Source organism: Novosphingobium sp. BL-S-20 (assembly GCF_055521635.1).
In genome coordinates this window covers 890,917-912,483 of record NZ_CM145494.1, presented here as the reverse complement: position 1 = coordinate 912,483, position 21,567 = coordinate 890,917, and the positions used below count along the sequence as shown (strand labels likewise).

Below are 21,567 nucleotides of genomic sequence, written 5' to 3'. Positions count from 1 at the left end.
CGACGGGAATTCCGTCAAAGTGTTCGACATCATCGCGTCCGCAAGCGGTGCGTTTGGTTCGTTCTCCACTGCCGGTCAGCAGACCGGCACCTTCACGGATTCCCGCCTCGTCAACCGGCGGCTATCGCACTTCGTTGCGCAGAACAGCAGTGAATATGGCGGCCCAAAGGTCACGCTCGACAGCTCGACAGGCATCATAACCTGGGTTTATGAAATGACATTGCTAGGAGGGGCGACCGCGCCGACCATTCCCACTGAAACCGTCTTCTATGGCGGCTACTGATGGTCGCTGGTGCTGAAATCTTCACGCAGGACCAATGGCTCCAGCTAACCGACAAGCAGCGGTATTTTCGCTTCGAGCAGAAGATCCAAGTGGATGCCAGCAGTTGGGTTGGAGAAAGCGAAACCACAGTCTCCAAGACCGTGTTTGTTTCAGGCCTGACGCTCTCCGACATTCCTGTCGTTGCGCTGTCCAGCGTCAACGGAACTTTTGCTCGCGTTGAGAACGCTACCGGCGGGATCAATATCGTTTTATCGCAGAAGTCTGGAGGCACACGGGCCGCTGTCACCGTTTATCTGTTCTCGAATCGGCGGCCGCCAGATGCAAATTTCGGATTTGTCCTTTATGACGAGGGTGGGCCGCTATTCAGCGCGCTGACTCCGGTCCTACGGCCGGTCGGCGTGTTCGAGAATGGATCGTATGCCGGGGTTTCGCTGACAGGGCGAACCATTGCCCACCTGCCTCAGCGGCGCTCACGGATAGCCACCGTTGCCACATCGTCAGGGCAGCTTGGATCATGCTACCAGGTGGGCGGGTCGGCAGGGTACCAGATCACCCAGACCCGCACTTGGACAACCCGCATGGTCGCTATTAGCGGCACAAGCATCAGCGTTGACACCTCGACGACGACCACGAGCATCCCGCTTTTCTGCGGCTCCAGCCCCCAAACATCTAACACGGGAACACAGGCCGACAACCATCGGTCGTTGATAGTGGACGTAACCGGCATCTGACGGCGGTAATCTGACCGCCCTTCCCCCGGCATGCTCGGGCGGAAGGAGTTTTCATGCTGCACCTCAAGACTGCCGCTGGCGAGCGGCTTGAAATCCCTGCCGGATGCATCATCGCGGTCATGCGTCCGTGCGACGGCATCAACCCCAGCGCGATCATGTACGACATGGGTGCCGGGCCAGCGGTCGACCAGCTTTCGGATCAGTACGGCTTCGTAAAGAAGACCGTCCTCGATGCCGGGGGCATGATCAACCCGATCGAGGTCAAGATCATCGAGGCGGTGCTCGTCGGTGAAGGCGAGGAAGCCGCGACGGCTCTCCAGCAGGGCCGCATGATCTTCGCCCGGTCGCGCATCGAGGGTCGCCGCGAAGTGCTCGACGACCCCAACGGCATCCGCGCCGGTCTGTTCGTCAACCTGACCGGGCAGACCATGCGCATCAACGTGGCCGACACGCTCGACGAACTGGACGGTGTGGAGACGGACGACGTGCCGATCGACCCGCCAATCCCCATGCCTTTGCCCCAGGAACCGAACCATGGCTGATCAGACCGTGTCCGAAATCGACGCTCAGATTGCGGAGCTTCAACGCCAGCGCGACATCAAGTCGCTCGATGATTCCAAGCTGGTCGCTGCCGACCTCCGTGCAGGTAAGGTAGCCACGCTTGCCGAAGACCTCGAAGCCCGCATCGCGAACATGTCCCCGCAGACCGTGGCATACCAGCAGGCAAAGAACATCATCAGCGTTCTCACCGGCGGCCGCAACCTGATCGACGGCGATATTGGTCGCATTCAGGCGATCGTCGACGCCCAGGCCGAGGGCTGATCGCCGTGGATGATCCACGCAAGGCCGCCTTCGATGCCGTTCGCGCCATCTCCCGGCCCGGCCTGTTCAACGACCCCGGCAACGTCCTGGCCATGGATAATTTGCTCGACGCATTCGGAGCACCCCGCATGTCCGCAACCGACATTCCCGACGACTACTGGCCCATGCTCGCCAAGATCGAGAGCAACAATCGCCCGTACATCAAGGCGAGCACCTCCAGCGCGTCCGGCCTCTACCAGTTCATCAAGTCGACCTGGATCGGTGAGGGCGGCAAGTGGGGCGCGGACGCCAGCAAGGCCTTCGGCGGCCTCACCCCGCCGGAGAGCGAGCAGGCCGCGCGCGCCAAGACGTTCACCGAGAAAAACGTCGCCGTCCTCAAGGGCAAGGGCATCCCGATCAACAAGGCATCGCTCTACGCTGCGCACTTTTTCGGCGCTGGCACGGCAGCCAAGGTGATCGCCGCTGACGTGAACGCGCGCGCCGACCAGATCGCCGGGGCCGCGGCGACGGACGCGAATCCCTCGATTCTCAAGGGTAAAACCGTCGGCCAGTTCCTGACGTGGCTGCACGGCAAGACCGGCGAGTGGGCTCGCTGAGCCGCAGCGGGGGCACATGGAACACTTCTCGCTATCCGACTGGCTCACGGCAGCGGCCTACACCCTGCTTGCAGCCGTCGGCGGCCTTCTCGGGCACGCCATGCGCGAGCACGACAAGGGCAATAAGCTGAACTGGCTGCGGGCCATGACCGAAGCTGTTTCGTCCGGCTTCGTCGGCTTTCTTGTCATGCTCCTCTGCCTGGCGATGGGCCTCGACCCGCTGTGGACCGGCCCGATCGTCGGCCTGTTCGGATGGCTGGGGGCAAACGTCACGATCCGGATGCTCGAACGCATCGTCTACGAAAAGCTGGGGGTCAAACTGCGCGCCAACACCGACAAGAGGGTAGCGGCTGCGAAAGCTCAAGAGGAGGACAGGCCGTGAAATGGCTCATCAGCTTTCTGACCCCCTGGAAGTCCGAACTGTTCGCGATGGTCGGGGTTCTGGCCGTCTGCGGCATCGGCGCGACGATCGCGGGTTACCTGCACATCCAACGGCAGAACGATCAGCTCACCACCAAGGACAAGCAGATCGCGGACCTTGGCGTCGCCAACAAAGGTTTGTCCGCGCACGTAGCCGAGCAGGACCGTCTGCGCGCGCTGGAGCAGAAGAATACGCTGCTCCTCCAAGACAAGGTGGATCTCATCGAAAAGCAGGGCGTCGCCTCGGCAGCCCAAATCAAAGACTTGGAGCAAAGCAATGAAGAGGTCCGCCGCCTTATGGCTCAGCGCCTGCCTGCCGATCTTCGCAAGCTGCTCGAACAGCAAAAGTGAGATCGCATCGGCGCCGCCCCCGGTCTATCAGGGAATCCCCGCCGGGCTGATGGAGCGCTGCACCGTGCGGGACGTGCCGCAGGAGACGGTCGCCTCGATCATCGAGAGCCGGGGCATCTACATCAAGGCGTTCAACAAATGCGCGGCGAAGGTGGATGCGATCCGGGCGCATGATGCAGAGGCGCGGGCAGGCGAGTAGCCGATCAGCGCCTCTTTCGCGCCGAACTTTCGGCAAGCACCTCTTTCATCAAGATCACCGCCTTCTCCCGCGCCCTTCGATCGCGCTTTACCTCGTTCTCGATGCCGTGATCGGTCTTCATCGGGCGCCACACGCCCATGTGGTAATCGAAGCGGTTCCAGCCATCGCAGCCGGTCGTAAGACGGCATTTGCACCTTCGGTCCACCAGAGAATAGCGGTAGCTGGTCTTGGCAGCCAGCGCCTCAATGTCGGCAGGCGTGAACTCCTTCGTGGCCTTGCAGGCCTCGCACCTCACCCGGACACGAATGCCGGTTTGGATGATGCGACCAAGGTTTGAGTAGGCTTCCGACATGCCCGATCAAAGCGCCATCAGGCCGAGTCGGGTCAAGAGGTTTGTTCACTATCCGTTCTTGTTTTGGATCACTCGTCAGACCCGGCGCCCTCGTCCGCCAGGACGTCGAGCATCCGGTTGAAGAACTCCAGCAGGGCCGCCTCGTCATGGGGCCAGCCCATGAAGTTCGCATCCTTGAGGGCGCGCTCTACGTCGTCCTCGGTAGCTTGGCGGAGGGTGGATAGGTCGGTCATTCGATCAGCTTACCATCTTCCCGGGCCCGCGCCGAGAGGTAAGGTGGGGGCCACCTATAACCCCCACCAACCGCGCGATTATGGCCGCGCGCCACGCTCATGTTAAACGTGGCAGGCGATGCCGAAACGAGCAGTGAAGGCGTTACAGAAGGCAACGGCATCACCACTGCCCGGCGCGCCGCCTCCGGGGTTATACATAGACACGATGTCGTTGTAGCATTCGCCGTAAGACGAGTATCCCAACCCTTCGTAGGCATCCCCCTCGCAGCTCATGCGCGCCAGTTCTGCGACGTTTTCGCGAGTTCCCGTCGTATCACCGTAAACCGGCGGCGTGTAAACAGCGAACGCAGGTGTGGACAGCGAGAGTGCAGCGAGACCCATCAGCGACGCAACTAATTTTTTGCTTAACAATACCTTTACTCCACTATATCCGATTGATTCGGATCGGGAGCTAATCTTTCGCACCAGCGATCGTTATGCAAATCTGCGTGCGGTGAAAATTTTGTAATTTAGCGAATCGGCCACAGTTCAAAGCGGATCACCTCCCCCTCCCTAATAGCATTCAGCCATATCCCAACGAGGGGCGGATCTCTGGCAGCGTTCGATAGCTTCTCCGCCGGGTTTGACGCAGCCAAGTGGAAGGTATCACGGAGAAAGGTGGGAACAACCGCCCTTGCGACATGTTAATCCCGTGGTTCGGCGGAGTACCACCCCCGGTTCCACCGAGTTAGAGGTCGTCCCTTTTGCGGGGGGCGGCCTCTTTTCGTTAGCGCTGTGCCAACTAAACGATTCCGTCTGTCTTGAAGCCCAGATAGTGCATTCCCCTTACGAGCCCATCGAGCAATTCTCTTGCCCCGGCCTCGTCCAGCTGCACCGCAGGCCCCGACGCCGTATGTTGGTCGCCGGGATTGCCGATCCGTAGCACGAGGTGCTCCTCACCCGAGGGGCGATAGATTTCCACCTGTCGGCTTTCGCCTTCGCTGTCGTGATTGTCTGAAGGGTGCATCCCATCGGTGAAGAAAAGCGTTCCCATAGGTTCCCCTGCGTTAACTCATGCGCTTTTTGAAGTGCTGCCCAATGACGCCAACCAACAAGCCCGCGGTCATGATGCTTTGCAGATGGGACACATCCTCGCCCTTGAGCCATCGCCACTTCTCCGGTCCAGCCATGTGCCAAAGCCATGTCGCACCCACCAGCGTGATAGAGGTCGCGGCAATCCAGAGCGCGAATATCGCGATCCACTCGAAGTGGTCCCGGAAGCGCTGATTGCGGCTGTGCTCTTTCCGTTGTGCGTCGCGCTCGAGCTGCTCTGGCGTTTCACCACGCGAGAGAGAATCTACCTCTGCGATTGCCTTTTGAAGAGAAACCCCCTCGACTGCTGCCGCGATCTCGGTAGCAGGCAATCCGGGGATTTTCTTCGGCGGCGGCTCGCCGCTTATTTCAGGCAACGACCCCGGATCGTTCACGCGACAGTCTTTTGTAGTGCTCAGCGATCATCGGGTCAGGAATTCGAATACCGAAGGACCCATGACGATACATCTGGGCCCAAGGTGTGTTCGGCATATGGGTGATATTCGAAAGCTGAATACCATCCATCTTTCCGTACAAGTCGAAGACCTGCTGAACCATGTTGTCTTCCAGCGGCTCCAATTGCCCCGGAGGGGCCAGGAGATCACTGGTGACGTAATCGCGTCCAAACTGGCGCACGCCGTTATAGACGTCGCGCACCACGGGCCCGTACTGCCACGCCTCGACCGGCTGGTTTATCAGCGGCCTATCGTTCAGGCCGAGCATCCATCCGTGTGCGATGTAAACGAGCTTTAGAACCTGCATGGGGGTCAGCGACCGCCCCTGCTCTCTTGCGAGCTCAAGGAAGCGATTCGCGACGATGCGAGCATCAGCCATGTCGAACCCTTCTATTACACCCCGGCCAACTTTCGTCGGCCTGATGTGGCAAATTGCCAACATCTGCTTCGCGCATATATGCAGTCCAAAAGATTACCGCAACGTTCTTATTGACATCGCCCGCTCCATTTGCGTCGATCTGATTCTGCGTCACGACAGAAAGGCCGATTTTCGCGATTCCATCACCCCGCAAAGCCGCGGAATGGGACGGTTATACCATCATTCCAAGGCGACCGGACGCGAAAGCCTTCCCAGCATACCAGCTCGTGCTCGCCTTCGTGTCCTTTCTGAAGCAGGCAGAGAGACATTCGGTCCTCGCTGGGTGCGCCACAGTGCCCTGAGTTCAGCAGAAAGCCTTCGAGCGGGTATAAGCGGACGGCAGCGCTCACAGCGCGAGCCAGTCCAGTTCGGCCTCGTCGAGGGCCTCGAACATGTCGCCGTCCGCCTGGAGCATGCTCAGGCGCTTGCGCACCGCCTCGGGATCGCCGTCGCGCGGGAAGCCGCGATCTGCCATGGCGCCCTTGGCCAGATCACCAACGAGCCCGCCGCGCTCGGCCTGCATCAGCAGCCAGCGGCCGAAAGGCCCTCGCTCGGCTGGCGTAGCCGTCCGGCCCGCGGGTCGCAGGCGGCTGTCAGGCGCCGCTGGGGTGAAGGCCCTGTAGTCGGCGCCATGGCCGAAGTCGCTCGACATACCCTTCCCGCCGAGAATGCGCGTGATCTCGCGCCTGAGATCGTCGGGGGTGCTGTTTGGTGCTTCGCTCATAGCGGTTTCGCTCCTACTTGGCCGACGCGGCTATCAGGCGTTGCCACGCAGCCGGATCGTTCAGATCGATCTCTTCGACGCAGACCAGGTCGCGGGTTATCTCCACCTTCTCCTCAAGCCGCCGGAGCACGGCGGGGAAGATGTCCACGAGCTGGACGTAATCGTCGTTCGTCGCCTCTTCCCTGTCGGCCTGCGCGTACCGGTGCCGGGCCAGCCTGAGCAGGTCCTCATCAGTCAGGGGGAGCGTCAATTGGTCGTTTGCCATGGGGTGGCCCTCATACGAATCGAATGACTCGCTGTAGCATGTTCTCTATATGTTCGCATCATGGTTAGACGCAGCACACCCCAGCGGAAGGTCGACGATCGAGCCTTCCCCGTCCGCATCCTCTTCTATGAAAAGGATATTGCGGTCGTAAATTATATGCGAATCCACGACTGGCTGATGACCCACATGAGGCGCGGCGATTACGCCGAGCATGGCGGTCCAGAGCAGGGTTGCAGGACCATTGCCTACTACTTCCGCACCACGGAAGACGCCCACCGGTTCCGCTCGGCATTCGCCGACATCGAGCTGGCGGACCACACAGCCCTCGACAGCTACAATTCGCCCTTCGTCATCGCAGGGCGGCGGAAATATCCCCCTCCAGGCGACGGTTGACGTTGGCGCCCGCCAAGCGCAGCATTCGGGCGTGTGCAACCTCTACCGGATGACGAAACCCGCTGATGCAGTGGCGGCCCTGTTCCGCGCCAGGAGCGCCGGGGCACCTAACTTTGCCGCCGAGGTCTATCCGAAATACACCGGGCTTGTGATCGCCGAGGGCGAGGTGCGCGCCATGACATGGGGCTTCCCCCGCCACGCCGTGAGCAAGAAGACCGGTAAACCCCTGAAGCCCACCGCGACGAACAATGCCCGGGACGACAAGCTGCGCGGTAATCCGATGTGGCGGGACAGCTTCCGCGATCGGCGCTGCCTGATCCCGGTCAGCGCCTGGGCAGAGGCCGAGGGTGCGGCTGGGACCATGACGCGCACCTGGTACTCCCTGCCCGACCAGGAGCTGTTCGCCGTCGCCGGGATCTGGCGGCCGACCGATGAGTGGAGCAACGCCTACTCCATGGTCATGGTCGATGGCTGCGAGCAGATGGCCGACGTCCACGACCGCATGCCGACGATACTCGCGGAGGCAGACTGGGCGACGTGGACCGACGGGACGCCGGACGAAGCCTTTGCTCTGTGCCGGACTTGGGGTGGCCCGCTTGCTATCGACCGTACTGATTTGCCGTGGTTCACGCGCAAAGCGTGATGGATGACATCCTGCATATTACGAACTGGGGCACGGCCGCTGGCGATGACTAGCCCTCGTGCCGCAGCAACGCTTACAAGGAAAGCGGCGCTATAGCTCGCCTTCAGCTCGGAAAACATACTCAAATGGAGTTGGATTCTCGGCGTTGAATTTTAGGCCAGCAGTCGACTCAAAAGTGACCGCCGAGCGAATCGCATTAGCTCCCGCCGCGACGGCTGCGACTGGTACCGAAAGGCCCAGCGTGAGATGCCCAGCCCCGCCAAATAGCGCATTCTGAGGGATATTTTTGATAAGCTCCGTCCAATTGAATTTAATATCCAAATTGAAGTTTCGCTTGAAGAAGTTCGCTTCCCTAATCGCCTTCGCATGGTCGGTAAGCGCGCCCTGAAAGCGCTCCCACTCAATTTGCTCCTCTAGGCCACCGAACCCAGATTTTCCGACCTTTAAGGCCAACTCTTCAATGTGGTGACGAAGGTTCCGCAACTCCGCCGCACGCCTCTCTTTGTACGAAAGGACTTCATCATAGGATACGCTACGATCCGGCAAGGGCAGCGCATTAATTAGCTTCATCTGAAAAGCTGCTTGGTCGACTAGCGCTGATGGCGGGAACCCAACAGTATCGGTTCCTCGCGCCAACATCCATCGCCCAGGTTCGCGCTTGCTGTGAGCATCAAAAGTATCGCGGAGAGCGCGGTCGAAGACCTCCTGTTCGACCATCCCATTCATGACAAGTCGACTATGCTGGAGCTTCGGCCAATCCTCGAGCCCCTCCGGCTTCTCGGGGCCAACGTGAATGATCGAATTTTTAGGGTAATCGAGCCTGTCGAAAAAGAAGAGCGTTGCCCGTATCACGTCCGGATCGAAGCCCACATCTTTCGCTGAGAGCAGCTCCCCTTCGATCAGAGGGCGATTATGCGGGTATATGATGGCCCCTCGCTCTCCGTCTTTGAGGCGAGGAGATAGCTCCAAGCGTACCAGCTCCAACGGAGCGTTGAAATGGTTAGCCCCCGCTCCTGCCCCAGCCCACCTAAAAGCTGGCGGCTGCAAGCTGCCTCCTGCGTCACTCCAGCCTCGTCTACGACCGCTGGGCCAATACTTGCTCATAAATCCCTCCTCGCGCCCGCTCTCGCAAGTGGACCAGTGCATCGAGAAGAGGGGCCCCAGCCGAGGCCCCTCTCGCTTTACTTACGCTTTGGACCGTTTCCCTTAATGGGATCCTGCGATAGGGCCGACGCTGCGAGCGTCTTCACCTGGGCAGGTGTTGGCTTTACCCTTCCGGATAGTACACCGGACGCGAGGGATGATACCTTCGGGGAAGTGTCTTTGCTGCTTTTGCTCATATCAACATATCCTTTGCAGAATCTGCCGATGCTCCCCTTGACCCGCAGCACGCGCCTGAATCATACGCGGACTTGGAAATAGCGACCTCGGGGCACACCAGCTTCGTATCAGCTAACTAAGCCTCGTCCGATTTTGAGCTTGCAGGCTCTTGTCGGACGAGGCTTAGTCATAACCTGATTCTGCTCATTATGGAGCGGGTTGGACCAAACTTCCCACAGCTTAGAAAAGCACATCTAGCGCTTGCGGGCGCTCGAACGGCCATCATCCGGTGTCAGTCGTGTCAATAGACCCGGTTATCCTTCCGTATGCGGCTGGATCATAACCCGCGAGTCTGCCCCTTTTTCCAAGTCCGCTCTCGCTCGCATTCCCGGCAGCATATCGGGTTGCAGGAATCTATACCGCCTTCATGTCGAGGCCATAGGTGAAGCCGCTCCCTGACGGCGTCACCGTCGACCCGGCGTCGGTAGTTCGGCTGGACAGCTGCCGGGATGGGGGACACATAGCCGGTCATGCCGCGCTCCTTTCCTCGAAAATGGGCGCGTCAGCCACAGGGAACGAGCGCATGCGGAGTTGGCGGCACACCGCCTGCGCGATCTCCCGCCCCGTCATCAGCAAGGACATGTCACGGATCATGGTCGGCATGTTCGTGCGGCCCGTCGCGGCGATGCGGTGCCGCCTGCACTCGGCAAGCAGCTCCTCCCGCCAGCAGATCTCCAGCAGCCGGGCCGCGTGGGGTTCGGCGTGGGTGCTCCACCAGCGAGGGATCGACCAAGCGCTGTAGTTCGGCCTCGCCGCGCTTTCCGGGTAAGCCCAAATCGTGACGTTGGCGCCTGCCTGGTGCAACGCATCGGAAGGCACGAAGCGAGGGTTGCCGTTGCTATAGGGCGCGGTGTCGAACCACTTCTCGTCCGCTACGACGATGACCTCGTGCGCGGCGCGGCCGAACTGCCGCACCTGCTCCTCCAGCCGCTTCAGCGTGTCCTTGCGGGACTTGATCTCGACCAGGGTGAGCCGGTCCGGCTGGACGGCGGCCAGGTCGGCGCGGCACCCGCCCACCACCAGTTCGTGGATGATCCGCGCCCCGGGCATCATCTGCCGCAGGCGAGCGGCGGCGTAGTCGCGGATCTCGCGCTCTGCTGCCGACCCGCTCACGCCTCCGCTCCCGCGCAACTGGTTGCAAGGAGGCCGCGCATTGGAGGATGCGGAACCGTGACGTCAGCGGGGAAGTGGTGCGCTTGCCCCTCGACGACGATGCGGCGCCAGCCGATCGGGATCTGCCCGTGATGCTGGTGGCCTTCAGGGTACGGGGTGCCGTAAACGCCCCTCCACCACTCTGCCTTTCCCTTGGGCGCATGCCATGGCCGCCGAGCCTTCCATGCCTTCCCCGGCGTCGTGCCGGTCGGTAGTGTGGTGGAATATTCGAGGAGGTCTCCGAACTCGCGCTTCGAGAGTAGAACCGCGCCATTGACGAGCAGCTTCATCGGCTGGCCTCCTCGAAACCACTGACGATGCGACCCGCATAATTCCCGATCGTTTCCGGGTGGAGCACCAAGTACACCCCGCCCACGATGCAGGCCCCGAACCCGAACCAGGTCAGAAGCATGACGGCGGCAGCGACACGGCGGATGCGGTCTCCACGACGCTCCATTTCGCGCCAGCGCTTATCGAAATCTCGCATCACTCTGCCTCCTTGGCTGGGGCCGCAACCGGGGCAGTGAGCTTGAGGACGTGTTTCGCCAGCTTTTCGACGTTGGCGATGCTCGCGCGGTACCCACCAGCTCGCAGGCGGCCGAGGATCGCCTCGGCGTCGCTGCGGGCCTTTGCCGCCACTTCTTTTCCATCCTCCACAGACGCGGCGGAGAATGCCTTCTCTGCGATCCGCAGCAACTCAGCGCCTCTGCGGTACATGCCGGCTGAGGCCGGAAGCCCCGCGCGATCCTTGTCCCTCGCATGGCTTTCGAGGCCAATAGCGATGCATTCGGCATCAGAGAAGCCGTTGTCGTCCGGCTGAAATCCCTCGGGCGCTTCGACCGCCCTTTCGGGATTGCCTAGGGTGGGGAGCGAACGCAGCCGCTTCAGTTCCTGTATGCACAGCATGATCGATTCACCATGCTCGGGCGTCAGCATGTGGCTGTCGTCGCTTTCCATGAACTCGTCCACCGACACGATCGATTTTTCCAACGCAGCCGGGTCCGCGGGCGACAGCTTCTCAGTTTCTGCAGCCGGGGCGGTCTGGTGGTCGCAGGGGTCCATGGCGAAGCCGGGATAGTCCTTGTACCCGGTGTCGTCGCACATGCCGCACTTGCGGCGGGGAACGTCATCGACGCCCAGCCGGTGCTCGAAACCATTGGCCATGCTCGTAGCGTTGAACTTGGCGGAAATGATTTCCGGCAGGTGGAGACCGTAAGCGCGCGCCAGGCTGTCGAGGCAGATGATGCAATCGGCGATCTCGTCGCCGAGCTGGGCGACAGTGGCCCTGCTCCCCTTCCAGCCGCGCTCCTCCCGGACCAGCTTCTTGACGATGTTCTGCACCTCGCCCGCTTCCCCGCCGAACTCGTTCGACATGAAGAGAGGGTCTGGCCCATCGGATTGTGCCCACGCCTTCCAGCGCTCGCCATTCACCCTACGGAGCTGCTGGAGGAAGTCCTCCCCGGCTGATGCCGCAGCGCTCTGCGCCGAGCTGATCTTCGGCTGGTCTGTCATGCCGACACCTCGCCGGAAATGAAGGGTGTCGCGGGTTCGATCCTATCGATTCGAATCACCCTAATTTTTGCGTGAAACTTGCGTGAACTTGGCGCAGAAACCCGGTTTGTTCGAGTTCCGTTCTCATTGCCATGAGCGGCAAACCCACGGTCTTCCGCCATTCCCCTGACGATGCACTGCGTTGACATCGTAGGGGTCGCAAGTTCAATCCTTGCTACGCCCACCATTCGAGAGCCCCGCAAGTCTTTGACTTAGCGGGGCTTTCTCTTTTCGGCCTGCCGCCACAACGGTCAGATAGCCGGGGCCGGCAGCACATCGATACAATCGGGCCACAAAGCCCCGCGAGCCTTGCAGACGTCCATGCAAGCGGTGCAACTCCGCCTCCATGCAAAGCGGGCGGCGCGCCCCTGTCTCGCCTTGCCAGCCGCACTACGCCTGCCTAAGAGACCCCCAATTCTCATCTCCAGGGGAGTTTTCCGGAATGGCAAAAATCAAGGTCAAGAATCCCATCGTCGAGATGGACGGCGATGAAATGACGCGGATCATCTGGGAATGGATCCGTGAACGGCTGATCCTCCCCTACCTCGACATCGATCTGAAGTACTACGACCTCTCGGTCCAGAAGCGCGACGAGACCGGCGACCAGATCACCATCGACGCCGCCAACGCCACCAAGGAACATGGCGTTGCCGTGAAGTGCGCGACGATCACCCCCGACGAAGCCCGCGTCACCGAATTCGACCTCAAGAAGATGTGGAAGTCGCCCAACGGCACGATCCGCAACATCCTCGGCGGCGTCGTCTTCCGCGAGCCGATCGTGATCTCGAACGTGCCCCGCCTGGTTCCGGGCTGGACCGACCCGATCGTCGTCGGCCGCCACGCTTTCGGCGACCAGTACAAGGCCACCGACACCCTGATCCCCGGCCCCGGCAAGCTGCGCCTGGTGTGGGACGGCGAGAGCGGTGAGAAGATCGACCTCGACGTGTTCGACTTCCCGGCTCCGGGCGTCGCCATGGCGATGTACAACCTCGACGAATCGATCCGCGACTTCGCCCGCGCCTCGTTCAACTACGGCCTCAACCTCGGCTGGCCGGTCTACCTCTCGACGAAGAACACGATCCTCAAGGCCTATGACGGCCGCTTCAAGGACCTGTTCCAGGAAGTGTTCGACACCGAAGGCTTCAAGGAAAAGTTCGCCGAAGCCAAGATCGTCTACGAACACCGCCTGATCGACGACATGGTCGCCTCGGCGCTCAAGTGGTCGGGCAAGTTCGTCTGGGCTTGCAAGAACTACGACGGCGACGTGCAGTCGGACACCGTTGCCCAGGGCTTCGGCTCGCTCGGCCTGATGACCTCGGTCCTGCTCTCGCCCGACGGCAAGACCGTCGAAGCGGAAGCCGCCCACGGCACCGTGACCCGTCACTACCGCCAGCACCAGCAGGGCAAGGCGACCTCGACCAACCCGATCGCCTCGATCTTCGCCTGGACGCGCGGCATCGCCTATCGCGGCAAGTTCGACGAGACGCCGGAAGTGGTGAAGTTCGCCGAGACGCTGGAACAGGTCTGCATCGAAACCGTCGAAAGCGGCAAGATGACCAAGGACCTCGCACTGCTGATCGGTCCGGACCAGAACTGGATGACCACCGAGCAGTTCTTCGAGGAAATCGTCAAGAACCTCGAAACCAAGATGGCAAGCTGGGCCTAAGCCCTTCGCCTGATTGGAACTGAGTTCGAAGAAGACCCTCCGCCGCAAGGCGGGGGGTCTTTTGTTTGTGAGCGTGTTTCGCGAGACCAGGCCGACAAGGCGAAAAGAATTCACCAAACGGCCAGCGAAAGCCCGAAGCGCCCAAGATGCTCATTTCCGTTCCGGATGCCCAACCGCATACCCATCTTGCCAGTTGTTCTCTTTTTGTTCATTCTCGACGGATGCGAATCCACAAGGGCAGAGGCGCCGTTAGCGGCCAGGCGAGCAAACGCTTCAACCTCCCCCAGCGGGAGGCGGACGGCGACTGGCTGGATGCGATAGAGGACATCGACGGCCCTGCCCGCCATCCCGCAACCACGGTGACAGAAGAACACCCCCGCTCGATCCTCTCGTTCAACACGTCCCCCGACATTCCCTTCGACCGCTCGATCAACGCCTATCGCGGCTGCGACCAGCCCCTCAACGGTTGCACGTAAAAGGAATTGGCAACAAATAGCCTCTAAGCCCATGTTTGGAGGCACTTTTGGACGCTATTATCTACGTGCGCTGGTCGACCCGAAATCAGGACGACGGCGACTCACTCAATCGACAACTCGACCTCAACCGCGCTGCGTGTAGGCAGCGAGGCTGGGAGATTATCGAAGAGTTCGTTGAAGCCGGGAAGTCGGCCTACCATGGTCGCAACCGCGCTGAACGGGGAAAGCTTCGGGAAATTGAAGAGCGCGCCATACGCGGTGAACTCGCTGGCAAGGTGCTGGTCGTTGAAGCCATGGACCGTCTCAGTCGTCAGGCTCCTATGGAAAGCCTCAACCTACTGGTAGACCTGTGTAAGCGCGGCCTGACCATTTTCGAGGCAGGTTCGGGGCAGCTTTATGATGTTGAGCGCATCAATGCGAATTGGGGCAACCTCCTCGTCCCATTGGCCCGCGCTGGTGAAGCCCATGATAGCAGCAAGCTTAAAGCTGATCGCGTCCGAAGCGCTTGGCGCAAAACCCAGGATGCTGGCAGCACCAAGGAAGGCAAGGCCGATCCCAGACTTTGCCCAGCTTGGATGGAAGTCATCGACGGCCAGTTCACGCCGATTGAATCTCGCGCAGATGTGATCCGTCACTGCTTCCAGATGAGCCTTGATGGGAACGGTTACAAAGCTATCGCGGCATACGCCAATGAGCAGCATGAACAGCATGGCTGGCCCACGAGACGATGGGATATTCGGACTGTCTCGATCCTCTTCAAAGATCGTCGAGTGATCGGAGAATATCAGCCGAAAACTCGCGTTGGTGCCAATGACCGTGCCGAAGCTGGACCGGCTGTTAATCTATACCCCGGCGTGGTGCCTATCGACCTGTTTCATCGCGTTCAGGATGCGGTAAAAAGCCGAACCTCAACCGGAGGCCCACGCGCGAAAGCCGCAAACGTGCTCTCGCACCTTGCGCGGTGTACCTACATCAATCCCGGCGAAAACGTCCCCTGTGGTAGCAAGCTGACCATGCGACCCCAAAAGCGCGGACCAACTCAGATGGTCTGTAGCAGCTTCGTTCGGGGCCGAGGATGCGGCTGTAACGCAAGCTATCGTTACACGGACATTCTGAACGGCATCCTCGAACACGTCCTGCCCCTAGCAGCACGAATCACGAAGCCGGTCGAAAACACCGCAGCAGGTAAGATCGCTCTTGCCCGCGCAGAGATCGCGGCCAAACGCGCTCGCATTGAAAAGCAGGCAGACCGGGTATTCAACTCGGACGACGAATTTCTGGCCGCAGCTTACGAACGTGCCAAGGCCAGCCTAAAGGAGGACATGGTCGCGCTGAAAGCGATGGAGCAAGCTAGTGACCACAAGGAGTCCCAGCTTAATCCTAGTCAGATTGCGCAGGAGGTTCAAAAGCTGCGCGACAACATGGACGATGCTGAGACGCGGCAGAAGGTACAAAGCTACCTCGACCAATTGATCGACACGATCCTCATGGACCCCACCGACCGTAGCGCAACCATCGTCATGCTTGAGGGCCATTTCAACGTGAAGCTGGGCAAGCATGGCGACTTGATCGGCGTAGCTGATGCGCTCCGAATGCTTCAACCAATCCGACTGCCAGACGCGGACGGCAATATGGTGACGCTTGATCCGCGACCAGAGGGACGCGACACTGCCGATCCGGTTCGGGCAAGTGCTCCTGCTCGTATTATCGGGGGCCTCAATCCATTGCTCCAGAAAAAGACCGAGAGCGTGTAAGCGGTATTAAATCGACCGGAATCGAAAGAGCCCTTGCGACCGAAATCACAAGGGCTCCCAAAAGCTGCTTAATAGAGCGGATTAACCCTCTTCGTTGTTCAGATCATCTTCGTTGAAGAGGAACCCGAACTGGTCGAAGATGTCCGAGGACATTTGAGACACACGCTCATACTCGACACGAGTGTGAACGCCATTCTCGAAATACCCATAGAACTGCCAATTTGGTTCACAGTAGCAAGCATTCACCCCCCATCCGTTCTTTCGCAAGTAGCGATAAAACTCGATAGGCGGCTCGTTCCTGCTCATGAACTCAAGGGTAACTTCAGTCCCATCCACGTCGCCGCGATGAAGACCTTTGCCCCCAATGTCGCCTTCGCTCGGCATGTTCGAAAACATGCTCGGCACAGCTTCATTCACCACCGCTTTGTGAAGCTTTTCAGCCAACTCAGCCGTGGGGGCAGTCAATCCAACACTATTTTCACACCAATTTGCCATTTCAATTCTCCTTCACGGACCGGGTGTCCGATCTTGCCGCTCAGGAGATTGCCGTGGCTGGGGACTGACTAGCCGGGACAACTTAATAGAACGTAATCAGGCAAAGCCCTCAGAACGCTGGACAAAGCAGGCAATGGCAGGACGCCCCAGCATTGCTGCCGGGGCGCCTTGGTTCTCAGAGACCCTTACAGGGCATCAGTGACGCGGTAATTCCACTACATCGTCCTCGTGACCAACCTCTACACGGAACGCATCTCGGTAGCGTTCGACATAGCAGCGCACACCGTTGAACGTGATCGCAAAGCAGTCCTCTTCGTATTCCTCAGAGCAGTCGATTACGGTGATGAGGTGATCTGCGAGTGCGCCAAGTTCGGTAGTGTTAAGCAGCATTAGTCGTCTCCTTCCCCAACTGTATGTTGTCAGTCAGGAAGGAAATCAGCCACTCTTTGGCGTTGACAGGTATGGTTTCTGGAAGTCCAAAACCGCACCGTTCTACAGCACTATTGCGCATCTATTTTCTGGTTGATTTCTCCACCAGTTGACTTCGTATGTCCTTGGGCACTTCAATCAGAAAGGAATGTGCCTAATGGAATGGGTCAAATTGCTGCGTCCTGAGACGCGCATCAAGCTGCTTCAAAACTACAAGGATCAGCAGGACAAAAAGGGCACCGGGCGCGAAATCGACTTCGAGCCGGTCGCGAAGCTTTTCGTCCCTTGGGGCGCTGCGACCTTCCTCATTACAGAGTGCGATGGGGACGGCCTAGCGTTCGGACTTTCCGACCTGGGGTTCGGCACACCGGAACTCGGATATATCTCGCTGGACGAGCTGGCAGAGATCAAGGGGCCGGGAGGGCTCAGCGTAGAGGAAGACCTACACTTCCGATCCGACAAGCCCCTAAGCGGATACGCTGCTGACGCGCGCTCTGCGGGGCGCATAAGGGCATAAATAGAGGGGCAACACTTCGGTGTTGCTCTCCAATAAAACGGGAGCCCGTCGAGATTGTTACACTCGGCGGGTTCTTTTTCGCCCATACGACGCCCACAAAAAAGCCCCAGCATCTCTGCCGGGGCTGCTTTGTCACTCGGAGTGAGGTGTTAGACGATCTTCTCGTCCTTGCCCTTCCCTGCGCGCTTTGCGGCCATCGAAGCAGTGCGGCTGCGCACCTTTGCCTCGCCTTGGTCAAGCTGCGCTTTGAAGCTGCCCTTCACCACATCGGCCTTGATCGCTTCCAAGACCTCTACGAACTGCGCCTTAGGCACAACAACCTGCGTTTCGTCGCCCACCAGCTTGAGCGGGCTGTTAGCGTAGCGGATGCTGAACCCTACGTTGTCGCCCTTGACCTCAAACCAGCGGCGTCCCTCTTCCTTGGGCTTGTTGAACAGTTCGATCTGCTTTTCGATGGCCGCTGCGACCACCTCAGATGCGGTCTTCGGGGTGCGGGCGTTGGCCTTGCTGAAACCTTCAACTGCGCTTGCGGGCTTAACTGCCTTCTTCCAATCCAGTGCCATCTTACCGTCTCCTTGCTAACTTGCGCAGCACTGCGCTGCCGACTTCTGAGTTAATGTATTCACCTGATTGCCAGAGCAACCAGTTTTTTACAACTTAGCCAAACAGTGCGTTGCGCATCATGGTATCGGTTACGCCCACATACTTCATCGTGGTTTCCGGGCTGCTATGTCCGAGAATGCCCTGAACGACAAGGATGTTGACTTTGCTATCAACGAGCTTGGTGGCCATCGTGCGGCGTCCCGAGTAGCAGGAACCCTGAACTCCTGCGAGTTTGTAGATGCGCCGGATAGCAACGCTAATTCCATCGGCGGTAAACGCATCACCCTTTGCGTTGAGGAACACCCTCCCCCACTTGTTTCCCATATGGTCACGCAGGGCTTGTAGGATTTCACTATCAACGGGCAACGAACGTCCCTGCTTGCGCTTAGAGTGACCAAGCGGGATGCGCAATTCCTGACCGACAAACCAAGTGCTTTCCATCCCGGCAAGTTCCATCGGGCGCAGGCCAAGCTTCTTAGTGAGGAGCAGCATCAGCCGATACATTTCGGGGCGCTCCATCTGGTCAGCAAATGCGAACAGCTTTGCGAAGTCATCTTCGGTTATAACAGGTGCGCGCATATTCAACTCCATTTCTGCGTTACAACCTGTTTGTGTAGTCTCCTGAATCTCATTCCTACCAAAACCGCACCTGATCTCCAGAAAAGCGACGAGCCGTTGACTACTAAGTAGAGCAAAGCGTTTTACTTGGAGACACCATGGCTAACAGTTTTGATATCACGACGCGCCTTGCTGCCACCATCGACAAGAAGCACACCTACACCACCGTAGATGGCCGCACTGTCGTGGAATACTACATTCAGGATGAAGCAGCGAAAGCCAACGAGCTATTCGACAATTGGTTCATCAACCGCGCCCTGACATGGGGAAGCGACTATTGGCTGTCGAAGTGCCCCGGCGGCAACTGGCTCCTATGCTTCGCAAGCGCAGGCGAAGCTCTCTGGTTTGAAGCCAAATACGCTGGCAATCTCGGAGGTGCCGAATGAGCCTCGTCCAGACGTTCCTTGAAGCCCGCGCAGCATTCCTGACGCACAACAGGCACGACCTCGAAACCTACATGGCCGAACTCAGCGAAGCCGCTGCCACAAAGGCGCTCGTCGCCCTCGCGGAAGAATACGAGTTGGACGCGATCAGCAAGGCCGACATTCACGCGGTCAGCGGTCGCGCGGCAGCACAGGCGGTTGCTCACATCAACGTGAACGACCTACCCCCACGCTTCTTCCTGACTGAACCCTATTTCACGCTGCGCAAGGCAACGAAGACCCGCACGGCGGTGGTCGAAGCCGCGAAAGCTTTGGCGAGAGGTGTAGCGTGAGCCTTCTGACGACCATAAACGTGACGACCGTTAACCCCAGTCGCGCAGATGTTGAACGCTTGTGCTGTTGGGGCAAGCGAATCCAGCGAATGGGTCACTTTGTGATCGCCAACCATGTTTGCTCAGTAAGCGAAGACGGTAAGCGCGTGGTTCTTCACACAGAAGCCCGGTTCGTCGATCCCAAAGCAGCCGCTTGGTTCAAACTCGCATTTGGATGACCTGCCTGTCCAGCTAACTACTGGATGGAGACGAAAGAAACACCAAACTGCCTCACCAATGGTTGTATGGGCAAGGTCCGCAACAGGGTCCGAAACCTCTGTTACACCTGCTACAACAGGAACATGCGGGCTAACCGCGCCGCTCGCATTGCGAACGGGACTTTGCGACCGATCCTGTCACCCAGCAAATGGACAACGCGGTCAGATGGCTATCTCCAAGGCTGGGCTCCCGATCATCCGATTTCGATGAGCAGCGGCATAGTTCTTCAGCACCGCATGGTTGCTTACGACAAGCACGGGCCGGGTCCACAGAAATGCCACTGGTGCGAAATCCAGCTTGAATGGGGCGATGTCGATGTGGACCATCTGGATTGGGATAATCAGAACAACAGCCCAGATAACCTCGTGGTCAGTTGCGTGCCTTGTAACCGCAGCCGCCAACCTCCGAAGGTCAAAGAAGCTCAGGCACAAAGCCGAAGCCTACGATCCCTTGCCCGTCGGCTAAACGACTAGCCTTTACCGCACGTTAGGCATCGCGCCGTAATCGGAGGGCATGACCAATATCGTCTACGACGCGCTTTCGCGGAACCTCCGACTAGGCCGCACCACTCCGAGTGGCTGGCAGAACCTTGTTCCGGTTTGCTGCTCTCATCGCGGCCATCACGTCCGGCCAAACGAGCGCCGAACCCGCGCCGGGATCAAGTGGGACGCCGATGGGGTGGTATACAATTGCCACAACTGCCAATTTGCCGCGAAATGGTCTGAAGGCGGCTTGCTCAGCAGGAACATGGAACGCCTGCTTGAATGGTCGGGCATGTCCAGCGACGAGATTCGCGACCTCAAGTTCCTTGTGGCCCAGGAACGCTACTATGCGCAGCACGGCAGGCCGGTGCTCTACCCTGACGGCCTCAAGACGGTCCAAACTTGGATCGACGAGGACAGCACGGATTTGCGGCTGCTCAAGATCGCAGAATTCCTCCTGAACGCAGAGCCGCCCGAAGACCTCAGCAAGTTTTGGTGGACGCCCGACGACAACGGAATGGCGATGGACGGCTATATCGTCCAGCTTATGGGCAATTCCGATCAGCCTCGCGGTTGGGCCGCATTCCCATACCTCGACCCCTCACAACCCTACCGGACGCATGAGGGTGTGGAGCCCGACACAGAAGACGAAATCCCAGCAGAAACCCTAGCCGAAATGGAGCGGCTCATGAGTGAGCATCCCAACGGTTCAGATGAGCAGGTGACGCTCAAACCTTTACCGGGACAAGAGCAGTCATAAAGTCCCGAAGCCTTCTCTAAATTCTTATCAGTGAAACAAGAACCCTCATGACACAGACGCTTATTGAAACGACGCGCCTCAGCCCTTTCGCTGAACACGCATTCGACATTTTCAATTACGAGCATCAATCGCTCGTCCCTGAACTAATGACCCAGATGAAATTAGTGTGTGAGGACATAACTGATCCCGCATGGGAGGTCGCAGAATATCATCGACCTCTACCTACGCACTTTACTCGCGATAACACGAATGAATTTAAGGACACATCATTTCGCCTAGTAATAAAGCCATACGATGACGCTCATGCCGACATGGACCTAAGCATTGCCCTCCTCGATCATGAAGAAATCCGGGCGGAAATAGATTGGGATCGCCTCGTCGCGATGGGCGACAAAGCCGTCACCATGTTGGCCGAAAAGGAATTCCCGGATTTCAGTTTTATCCCGGAGCAACAGCATTATCACGATGTGCTTTCATCAAAAGCACAAGCCAAAGGCAAACTAGTCGTCCAACTAGAGGCTTGGCTTGAATATAGCTGGTCGCTGCGTTTGCTCCAGAAGTCCGAAGTTGTCAGGTATCTCATCGATAATGATAAGGACCACTCTTGGGAGCGAGTAACCGAGTTTAGAGAAGATGATGAGGATGATACTCTCCATATGGCGTGCTATCCTCAGCTAGTAATCCCTGACAGCAGAGTAGCCACTCATATCAAGCTTATGCTGTCTAAGTAGCACTCTAAGAAACATATTGCTATA

35 protein-coding genes and 1 pseudogene are annotated in these 21,567 nt (G+C 59.0%); 18 read left to right on the top strand and 18 right to left on the bottom strand.

What is annotated here, in order from left to right; translation table 11 throughout:
• Window positions 1-19: 19 nt before the first annotated feature.
• Genes ACZ1II_RS12110 through lysC form a run of 8 tightly spaced genes read left to right on the top strand, consistent with a single transcriptional unit; the run spans window position 20 to window position 3,402 of the window.
• Window positions 20-283: a hypothetical protein gene (locus ACZ1II_RS12110; protein WP_465146658.1), complete on the top strand. Its 264-nt coding sequence runs from the start codon at window positions 20-22 to the stop codon at window positions 281-283.
• Window positions 283-1,014: a hypothetical protein gene (locus ACZ1II_RS12105; RefSeq protein WP_465146657.1), complete on the top strand. Its 732-nt coding sequence runs from the start codon at window positions 283-285 to the stop codon at window positions 1,012-1,014. Before ACZ1II_RS12110 ends, ACZ1II_RS12105 begins: the two co-directional genes overlap by 1 nt.
• 53 nt (window positions 1,015-1,067) lie before the next feature.
• Entirely contained in the window at window positions 1,068-1,556 is a 489-nt protein-coding gene (locus ACZ1II_RS12100) for a hypothetical protein (RefSeq protein ID WP_465146656.1), read from the top strand.
• Complete coding sequence (locus ACZ1II_RS12095; RefSeq protein WP_465146655.1) at window positions 1,549-1,836, top strand: hypothetical protein; 288 nt, start codon at window positions 1,549-1,551, stop codon at window positions 1,834-1,836. The genes ACZ1II_RS12100 and ACZ1II_RS12095 overlap by 8 nt, the downstream gene beginning before the upstream one ends.
• Before the next feature lie 5 nt (window positions 1,837-1,841).
• A complete protein-coding gene (locus ACZ1II_RS12090) occupies window positions 1,842-2,432 on the top strand; it encodes a hypothetical protein (RefSeq protein ID WP_465146654.1) in 591 nt (196 codons plus the stop codon).
• 16 nt (window positions 2,433-2,448) lie between these two features.
• A complete protein-coding gene (locus tag ACZ1II_RS12085) occupies window positions 2,449-2,814 on the top strand; it encodes a phage holin family protein (RefSeq protein ID WP_186830211.1) in 366 nt (121 codons plus the stop codon).
• Entirely contained in the window at window positions 2,811-3,203 is a 393-nt protein-coding gene (locus tag ACZ1II_RS12080; RefSeq protein WP_465146653.1) for a hypothetical protein, read from the top strand. The genes ACZ1II_RS12085 and ACZ1II_RS12080 overlap by 4 nt, the downstream gene beginning before the upstream one ends.
• Window positions 3,130-3,402, top strand: a complete 273-nt coding sequence (lysC, locus tag ACZ1II_RS12075) for an Rz1-like lysis system protein LysC (RefSeq protein WP_465146652.1) — start codon at window positions 3,130-3,132, stop codon at window positions 3,400-3,402. The genes ACZ1II_RS12080 and lysC overlap by 74 nt, the downstream gene beginning before the upstream one ends.
• Before the next feature lie 4 nt (window positions 3,403-3,406).
• Here the strand turns inward: lysC and ACZ1II_RS12070 are convergent, their stop codons facing one another.
• The 8 genes from ACZ1II_RS12070 to ACZ1II_RS12035 form a co-directional block, all read right to left on the bottom strand.
• A complete protein-coding gene (locus tag ACZ1II_RS12070; protein ID WP_465146651.1) occupies window positions 3,407-3,754 on the bottom strand; it encodes a hypothetical protein in 348 nt (115 codons plus the stop codon).
• A gap of 68 nt (window positions 3,755-3,822) precedes the next feature.
• Entirely contained in the window at window positions 3,823-3,987 is a 165-nt protein-coding gene (locus ACZ1II_RS12065; RefSeq protein ID WP_465146650.1) for a hypothetical protein, read from the bottom strand.
• A 102-nt stretch (window positions 3,988-4,089) separates the two neighbouring features.
• Window positions 4,090-4,398, bottom strand: a complete 309-nt coding sequence (locus ACZ1II_RS12060; RefSeq protein WP_465146649.1) for a hypothetical protein — start codon at window positions 4,396-4,398, stop codon at window positions 4,090-4,092.
• A 370-nt stretch (window positions 4,399-4,768) separates the two neighbouring features.
• Window positions 4,769-5,020, bottom strand: a complete 252-nt coding sequence (locus ACZ1II_RS12055; protein ID WP_465146648.1) for a hypothetical protein — start codon at window positions 5,018-5,020, stop codon at window positions 4,769-4,771.
• 13 nt (window positions 5,021-5,033) lie between these two features.
• Window positions 5,034-5,453, bottom strand: coding sequence for a hypothetical protein (locus tag ACZ1II_RS12050; protein ID WP_465146647.1), 420 nt, complete (start codon window positions 5,451-5,453; stop codon window positions 5,034-5,036).
• Window positions 5,428-5,892 carry a Panacea domain-containing protein gene (locus ACZ1II_RS12045; protein ID WP_465146646.1) on the bottom strand — a complete coding sequence of 155 codons (465 nt, stop codon included), beginning with the start codon at window positions 5,890-5,892 and terminating at the stop codon, window positions 5,428-5,430. The genes ACZ1II_RS12050 and ACZ1II_RS12045 overlap by 26 nt, the downstream gene beginning before the upstream one ends.
• A gap of 385 nt (window positions 5,893-6,277) precedes the next feature.
• A complete protein-coding gene (locus tag ACZ1II_RS12040; RefSeq protein WP_465146645.1) occupies window positions 6,278-6,655 on the bottom strand; it encodes a hypothetical protein in 378 nt (125 codons plus the stop codon).
• A gap of 13 nt (window positions 6,656-6,668) precedes the next feature.
• On the bottom strand, window positions 6,669-6,920 hold the full coding sequence (locus tag ACZ1II_RS12035; protein ID WP_465146644.1) for a hypothetical protein: 252 nt from the start codon (window positions 6,918-6,920) through the stop codon (window positions 6,669-6,671).
• 60 nt (window positions 6,921-6,980) lie between these two features.
• Between ACZ1II_RS12035 and ACZ1II_RS12030 the strand changes: the two genes are divergently transcribed.
• Both ACZ1II_RS12030 and ACZ1II_RS12025 read left to right on the top strand, forming a co-directional pair.
• Window positions 6,981-7,313 (top strand): hypothetical protein, encoded by a 333-nt coding sequence (locus ACZ1II_RS12030; RefSeq protein ID WP_465146643.1) that lies wholly within the window; start codon window positions 6,981-6,983, stop codon window positions 7,311-7,313.
• Between the two features lie 31 nt (window positions 7,314-7,344).
• Window positions 7,345-7,956 (top strand): SOS response-associated peptidase, encoded by a 612-nt coding sequence (locus ACZ1II_RS12025; RefSeq protein ID WP_465146642.1) that lies wholly within the window; start codon window positions 7,345-7,347, stop codon window positions 7,954-7,956.
• A gap of 90 nt (window positions 7,957-8,046) precedes the next feature.
• On the opposite strand, the gene ACZ1II_RS12020 is transcribed toward ACZ1II_RS12025, so the two are convergent.
• From ACZ1II_RS12020 to ACZ1II_RS12000, 5 genes are all read right to left on the bottom strand, one after another.
• A complete protein-coding gene (locus ACZ1II_RS12020; protein ID WP_465146641.1) occupies window positions 8,047-8,925 on the bottom strand; it encodes a DUF6236 family protein in 879 nt (292 codons plus the stop codon).
• Between the two features lie 879 nt (window positions 8,926-9,804).
• A complete protein-coding gene (locus tag ACZ1II_RS12015; protein ID WP_465146640.1) occupies window positions 9,805-10,449 on the bottom strand; it encodes a hypothetical protein in 645 nt (214 codons plus the stop codon).
• A complete protein-coding gene (locus ACZ1II_RS12010) occupies window positions 10,446-10,778 on the bottom strand; it encodes a hypothetical protein (RefSeq protein WP_465146639.1) in 333 nt (110 codons plus the stop codon). Before ACZ1II_RS12010 ends, ACZ1II_RS12015 begins: the two co-directional genes overlap by 4 nt.
• Window positions 10,775-10,975, bottom strand: coding sequence for a hypothetical protein (locus ACZ1II_RS12005; protein WP_465146638.1), 201 nt, complete (start codon window positions 10,973-10,975; stop codon window positions 10,775-10,777). The genes ACZ1II_RS12010 and ACZ1II_RS12005 overlap by 4 nt, the downstream gene beginning before the upstream one ends.
• Window positions 10,975-12,000: a hypothetical protein gene (locus tag ACZ1II_RS12000; RefSeq protein WP_465146637.1), complete on the bottom strand. Its 1,026-nt coding sequence runs from the start codon at window positions 11,998-12,000 to the stop codon at window positions 10,975-10,977. The genes ACZ1II_RS12005 and ACZ1II_RS12000 overlap by 1 nt, the downstream gene beginning before the upstream one ends.
• A gap of 481 nt (window positions 12,001-12,481) precedes the next feature.
• On the opposite strand from ACZ1II_RS12000, the gene ACZ1II_RS11995 reads away from it, so the two are divergent.
• The 3 genes and pseudogenes from ACZ1II_RS11995 (at window position 12,482) to ACZ1II_RS11985 (ending at window position 15,935) form a co-directional block, all read left to right on the top strand.
• A complete protein-coding gene (locus ACZ1II_RS11995) occupies window positions 12,482-13,705 on the top strand; it encodes an NADP-dependent isocitrate dehydrogenase (RefSeq protein ID WP_465146636.1) in 1,224 nt (407 codons plus the stop codon).
• Between the two features lie 221 nt (window positions 13,706-13,926).
• A pseudogene (locus ACZ1II_RS11990) lies at window positions 13,927-14,175 on the top strand (PA0069 family radical SAM protein); the annotation flags it as partial.
• A gap of 53 nt (window positions 14,176-14,228) precedes the next feature.
• A complete protein-coding gene (locus ACZ1II_RS11985) occupies window positions 14,229-15,935 on the top strand; it encodes a recombinase family protein (protein ID WP_465146635.1) in 1,707 nt (568 codons plus the stop codon).
• 81 nt (window positions 15,936-16,016) lie between these two features.
• On the opposite strand, the gene ACZ1II_RS11980 is transcribed toward ACZ1II_RS11985, so the two are convergent.
• Together ACZ1II_RS11980 and ACZ1II_RS11975 are read right to left on the bottom strand one after the other, a co-directional pair.
• Complete coding sequence (locus ACZ1II_RS11980; RefSeq protein ID WP_465146634.1) at window positions 16,017-16,400, bottom strand: hypothetical protein; 384 nt, start codon at window positions 16,398-16,400, stop codon at window positions 16,017-16,019.
• A gap of 225 nt (window positions 16,401-16,625) precedes the next feature.
• On the bottom strand, window positions 16,626-16,820 hold the full coding sequence (locus ACZ1II_RS11975; protein ID WP_465146633.1) for a hypothetical protein: 195 nt from the start codon (window positions 16,818-16,820) through the stop codon (window positions 16,626-16,628).
• A 196-nt stretch (window positions 16,821-17,016) separates the two neighbouring features.
• Here ACZ1II_RS11975 and ACZ1II_RS11970 point away from each other — a divergent pair, with 196 nt between their 5' ends.
• The gene (locus tag ACZ1II_RS11970) at window positions 17,017-17,376 is read left to right on the top strand and encodes a DUF2958 domain-containing protein (protein WP_465146632.1); all 360 of its coding nucleotides are present in this window, start codon (window positions 17,017-17,019) and stop codon (window positions 17,374-17,376) included.
• A 149-nt stretch (window positions 17,377-17,525) separates the two neighbouring features.
• Here the strand turns inward: ACZ1II_RS11970 and ACZ1II_RS11965 are convergent, their stop codons facing one another.
• Both ACZ1II_RS11965 and ACZ1II_RS11960 read right to left on the bottom strand, forming a co-directional pair.
• On the bottom strand, window positions 17,526-17,939 hold the full coding sequence (locus ACZ1II_RS11965; protein WP_465146631.1) for a hypothetical protein: 414 nt from the start codon (window positions 17,937-17,939) through the stop codon (window positions 17,526-17,528).
• Window positions 17,940-18,033: 94 nt separating this feature from the next.
• On the bottom strand, window positions 18,034-18,558 hold the full coding sequence (locus ACZ1II_RS11960) for a tyrosine-type recombinase/integrase (RefSeq protein ID WP_465146630.1): 525 nt from the start codon (window positions 18,556-18,558) through the stop codon (window positions 18,034-18,036).
• Window positions 18,559-18,695: 137 nt separating this feature from the next.
• Between ACZ1II_RS11960 and ACZ1II_RS11955 the strand changes: the two genes are divergently transcribed.
• Window positions 18,696-18,983, top strand: a complete 288-nt coding sequence (locus ACZ1II_RS11955; protein WP_465146629.1) for a hypothetical protein — start codon at window positions 18,696-18,698, stop codon at window positions 18,981-18,983.
• Window positions 18,980-19,312 (top strand): hypothetical protein, encoded by a 333-nt coding sequence (locus ACZ1II_RS11950; protein WP_465146628.1) that lies wholly within the window; start codon window positions 18,980-18,982, stop codon window positions 19,310-19,312. The genes ACZ1II_RS11955 and ACZ1II_RS11950 overlap by 4 nt, the downstream gene beginning before the upstream one ends.
• Window positions 19,313-19,731: 419 nt before the next feature.
• Here ACZ1II_RS11950 and ACZ1II_RS11945 read toward each other — a convergent pair whose 3' ends face one another.
• A complete protein-coding gene (locus ACZ1II_RS11945; RefSeq protein WP_465146627.1) occupies window positions 19,732-19,896 on the bottom strand; it encodes a hypothetical protein in 165 nt (54 codons plus the stop codon).
• A 187-nt stretch (window positions 19,897-20,083) separates the two neighbouring features.
• On the opposite strand from ACZ1II_RS11945, the gene ACZ1II_RS11940 reads away from it, so the two are divergent.
• Together ACZ1II_RS11940 and ACZ1II_RS11935 are read left to right on the top strand one after the other, a co-directional pair.
• Window positions 20,084-20,812: a hypothetical protein gene (locus ACZ1II_RS11940; RefSeq protein ID WP_465146626.1), complete on the top strand. Its 729-nt coding sequence runs from the start codon at window positions 20,084-20,086 to the stop codon at window positions 20,810-20,812.
• A 47-nt stretch (window positions 20,813-20,859) separates the two neighbouring features.
• On the top strand, window positions 20,860-21,543 hold the full coding sequence (locus ACZ1II_RS11935; RefSeq protein ID WP_465146625.1) for a hypothetical protein: 684 nt from the start codon (window positions 20,860-20,862) through the stop codon (window positions 21,541-21,543).
• Window positions 21,544-21,567: the final 24 nt, after the last annotated feature.

Bases quoted from the DNA above. Each gene is read 5' to 3' on its own strand.
- ACZ1II_RS12105 (WP_465146657.1), top strand. From the start codon at position 283: ATGGTCGCTGGTGCTGAAATCTTCACGCAGGACCAATGGCTCCAGCTA.
- ACZ1II_RS12100 (WP_465146656.1), top strand. From the start codon at position 1,068: ATGCTGCACCTCAAGACTGCCGCTGGCGAGCGGCTTGAAATCCCTGCC.
- ACZ1II_RS12095 (WP_465146655.1), top strand. From the start codon at position 1,549: ATGGCTGATCAGACCGTGTCCGAAATCGACGCTCAGATTGCGGAGCTT.
- ACZ1II_RS12085 (WP_186830211.1), top strand. From the start codon at position 2,449: ATGGAACACTTCTCGCTATCCGACTGGCTCACGGCAGCGGCCTACACC.
- lysC (WP_465146652.1), top strand. From the start codon at position 3,130: ATGAAGAGGTCCGCCGCCTTATGGCTCAGCGCCTGCCTGCCGATCTTC.
- ACZ1II_RS12070 (WP_465146651.1), bottom strand. From the start codon at position 3,754: ATGTCGGAAGCCTACTCAAACCTTGGTCGCATCATCCAAACCGGCATT.
- ACZ1II_RS12065 (WP_465146650.1), bottom strand. From the start codon at position 3,987: ATGACCGACCTATCCACCCTCCGCCAAGCTACCGAGGACGACGTAGAG.
- ACZ1II_RS12055 (WP_465146648.1), bottom strand. From the start codon at position 5,020: ATGGGAACGCTTTTCTTCACCGATGGGATGCACCCTTCAGACAATCAC.
- ACZ1II_RS12045 (WP_465146646.1), bottom strand. From the start codon at position 5,892: ATGGCTGATGCTCGCATCGTCGCGAATCGCTTCCTTGAGCTCGCAAGA.
- ACZ1II_RS12040 (WP_465146645.1), bottom strand. From the start codon at position 6,655: ATGAGCGAAGCACCAAACAGCACCCCCGACGATCTCAGGCGCGAGATC.
- ACZ1II_RS12035 (WP_465146644.1), bottom strand. From the start codon at position 6,920: ATGGCAAACGACCAATTGACGCTCCCCCTGACTGATGAGGACCTGCTC.
- ACZ1II_RS12030 (WP_465146643.1), top strand. From the start codon at position 6,981: ATGGTTAGACGCAGCACACCCCAGCGGAAGGTCGACGATCGAGCCTTC.
- ACZ1II_RS12010 (WP_465146639.1), bottom strand. From the start codon at position 10,778: ATGAAGCTGCTCGTCAATGGCGCGGTTCTACTCTCGAAGCGCGAGTTC.
- ACZ1II_RS12005 (WP_465146638.1), bottom strand. From the start codon at position 10,975: ATGCGAGATTTCGATAAGCGCTGGCGCGAAATGGAGCGTCGTGGAGAC.
- ACZ1II_RS12000 (WP_465146637.1), bottom strand. From the start codon at position 12,000: ATGACAGACCAGCCGAAGATCAGCTCGGCGCAGAGCGCTGCGGCATCA.
- ACZ1II_RS11995 (WP_465146636.1), top strand. From the start codon at position 12,482: ATGGCAAAAATCAAGGTCAAGAATCCCATCGTCGAGATGGACGGCGAT.
- ACZ1II_RS11975 (WP_465146633.1), bottom strand. From the start codon at position 16,820: ATGCTGCTTAACACTACCGAACTTGGCGCACTCGCAGATCACCTCATC.
- ACZ1II_RS11970 (WP_465146632.1), top strand. From the start codon at position 17,017: ATGGAATGGGTCAAATTGCTGCGTCCTGAGACGCGCATCAAGCTGCTT.
- ACZ1II_RS11965 (WP_465146631.1), bottom strand. From the start codon at position 17,939: ATGGCACTGGATTGGAAGAAGGCAGTTAAGCCCGCAAGCGCAGTTGAA.
- ACZ1II_RS11960 (WP_465146630.1), bottom strand. From the start codon at position 18,558: ATGCGCGCACCTGTTATAACCGAAGATGACTTCGCAAAGCTGTTCGCA.
- ACZ1II_RS11955 (WP_465146629.1), top strand. From the start codon at position 18,696: ATGGCTAACAGTTTTGATATCACGACGCGCCTTGCTGCCACCATCGAC.
- ACZ1II_RS11950 (WP_465146628.1), top strand. From the start codon at position 18,980: ATGAGCCTCGTCCAGACGTTCCTTGAAGCCCGCGCAGCATTCCTGACG.
- ACZ1II_RS11945 (WP_465146627.1), bottom strand. From the start codon at position 19,896: ATGGTCCACATCGACATCGCCCCATTCAAGCTGGATTTCGCACCAGTG.
- ACZ1II_RS11940 (WP_465146626.1), top strand. From the start codon at position 20,084: ATGACCAATATCGTCTACGACGCGCTTTCGCGGAACCTCCGACTAGGC.
- ACZ1II_RS11935 (WP_465146625.1), top strand. From the start codon at position 20,860: ATGACACAGACGCTTATTGAAACGACGCGCCTCAGCCCTTTCGCTGAA.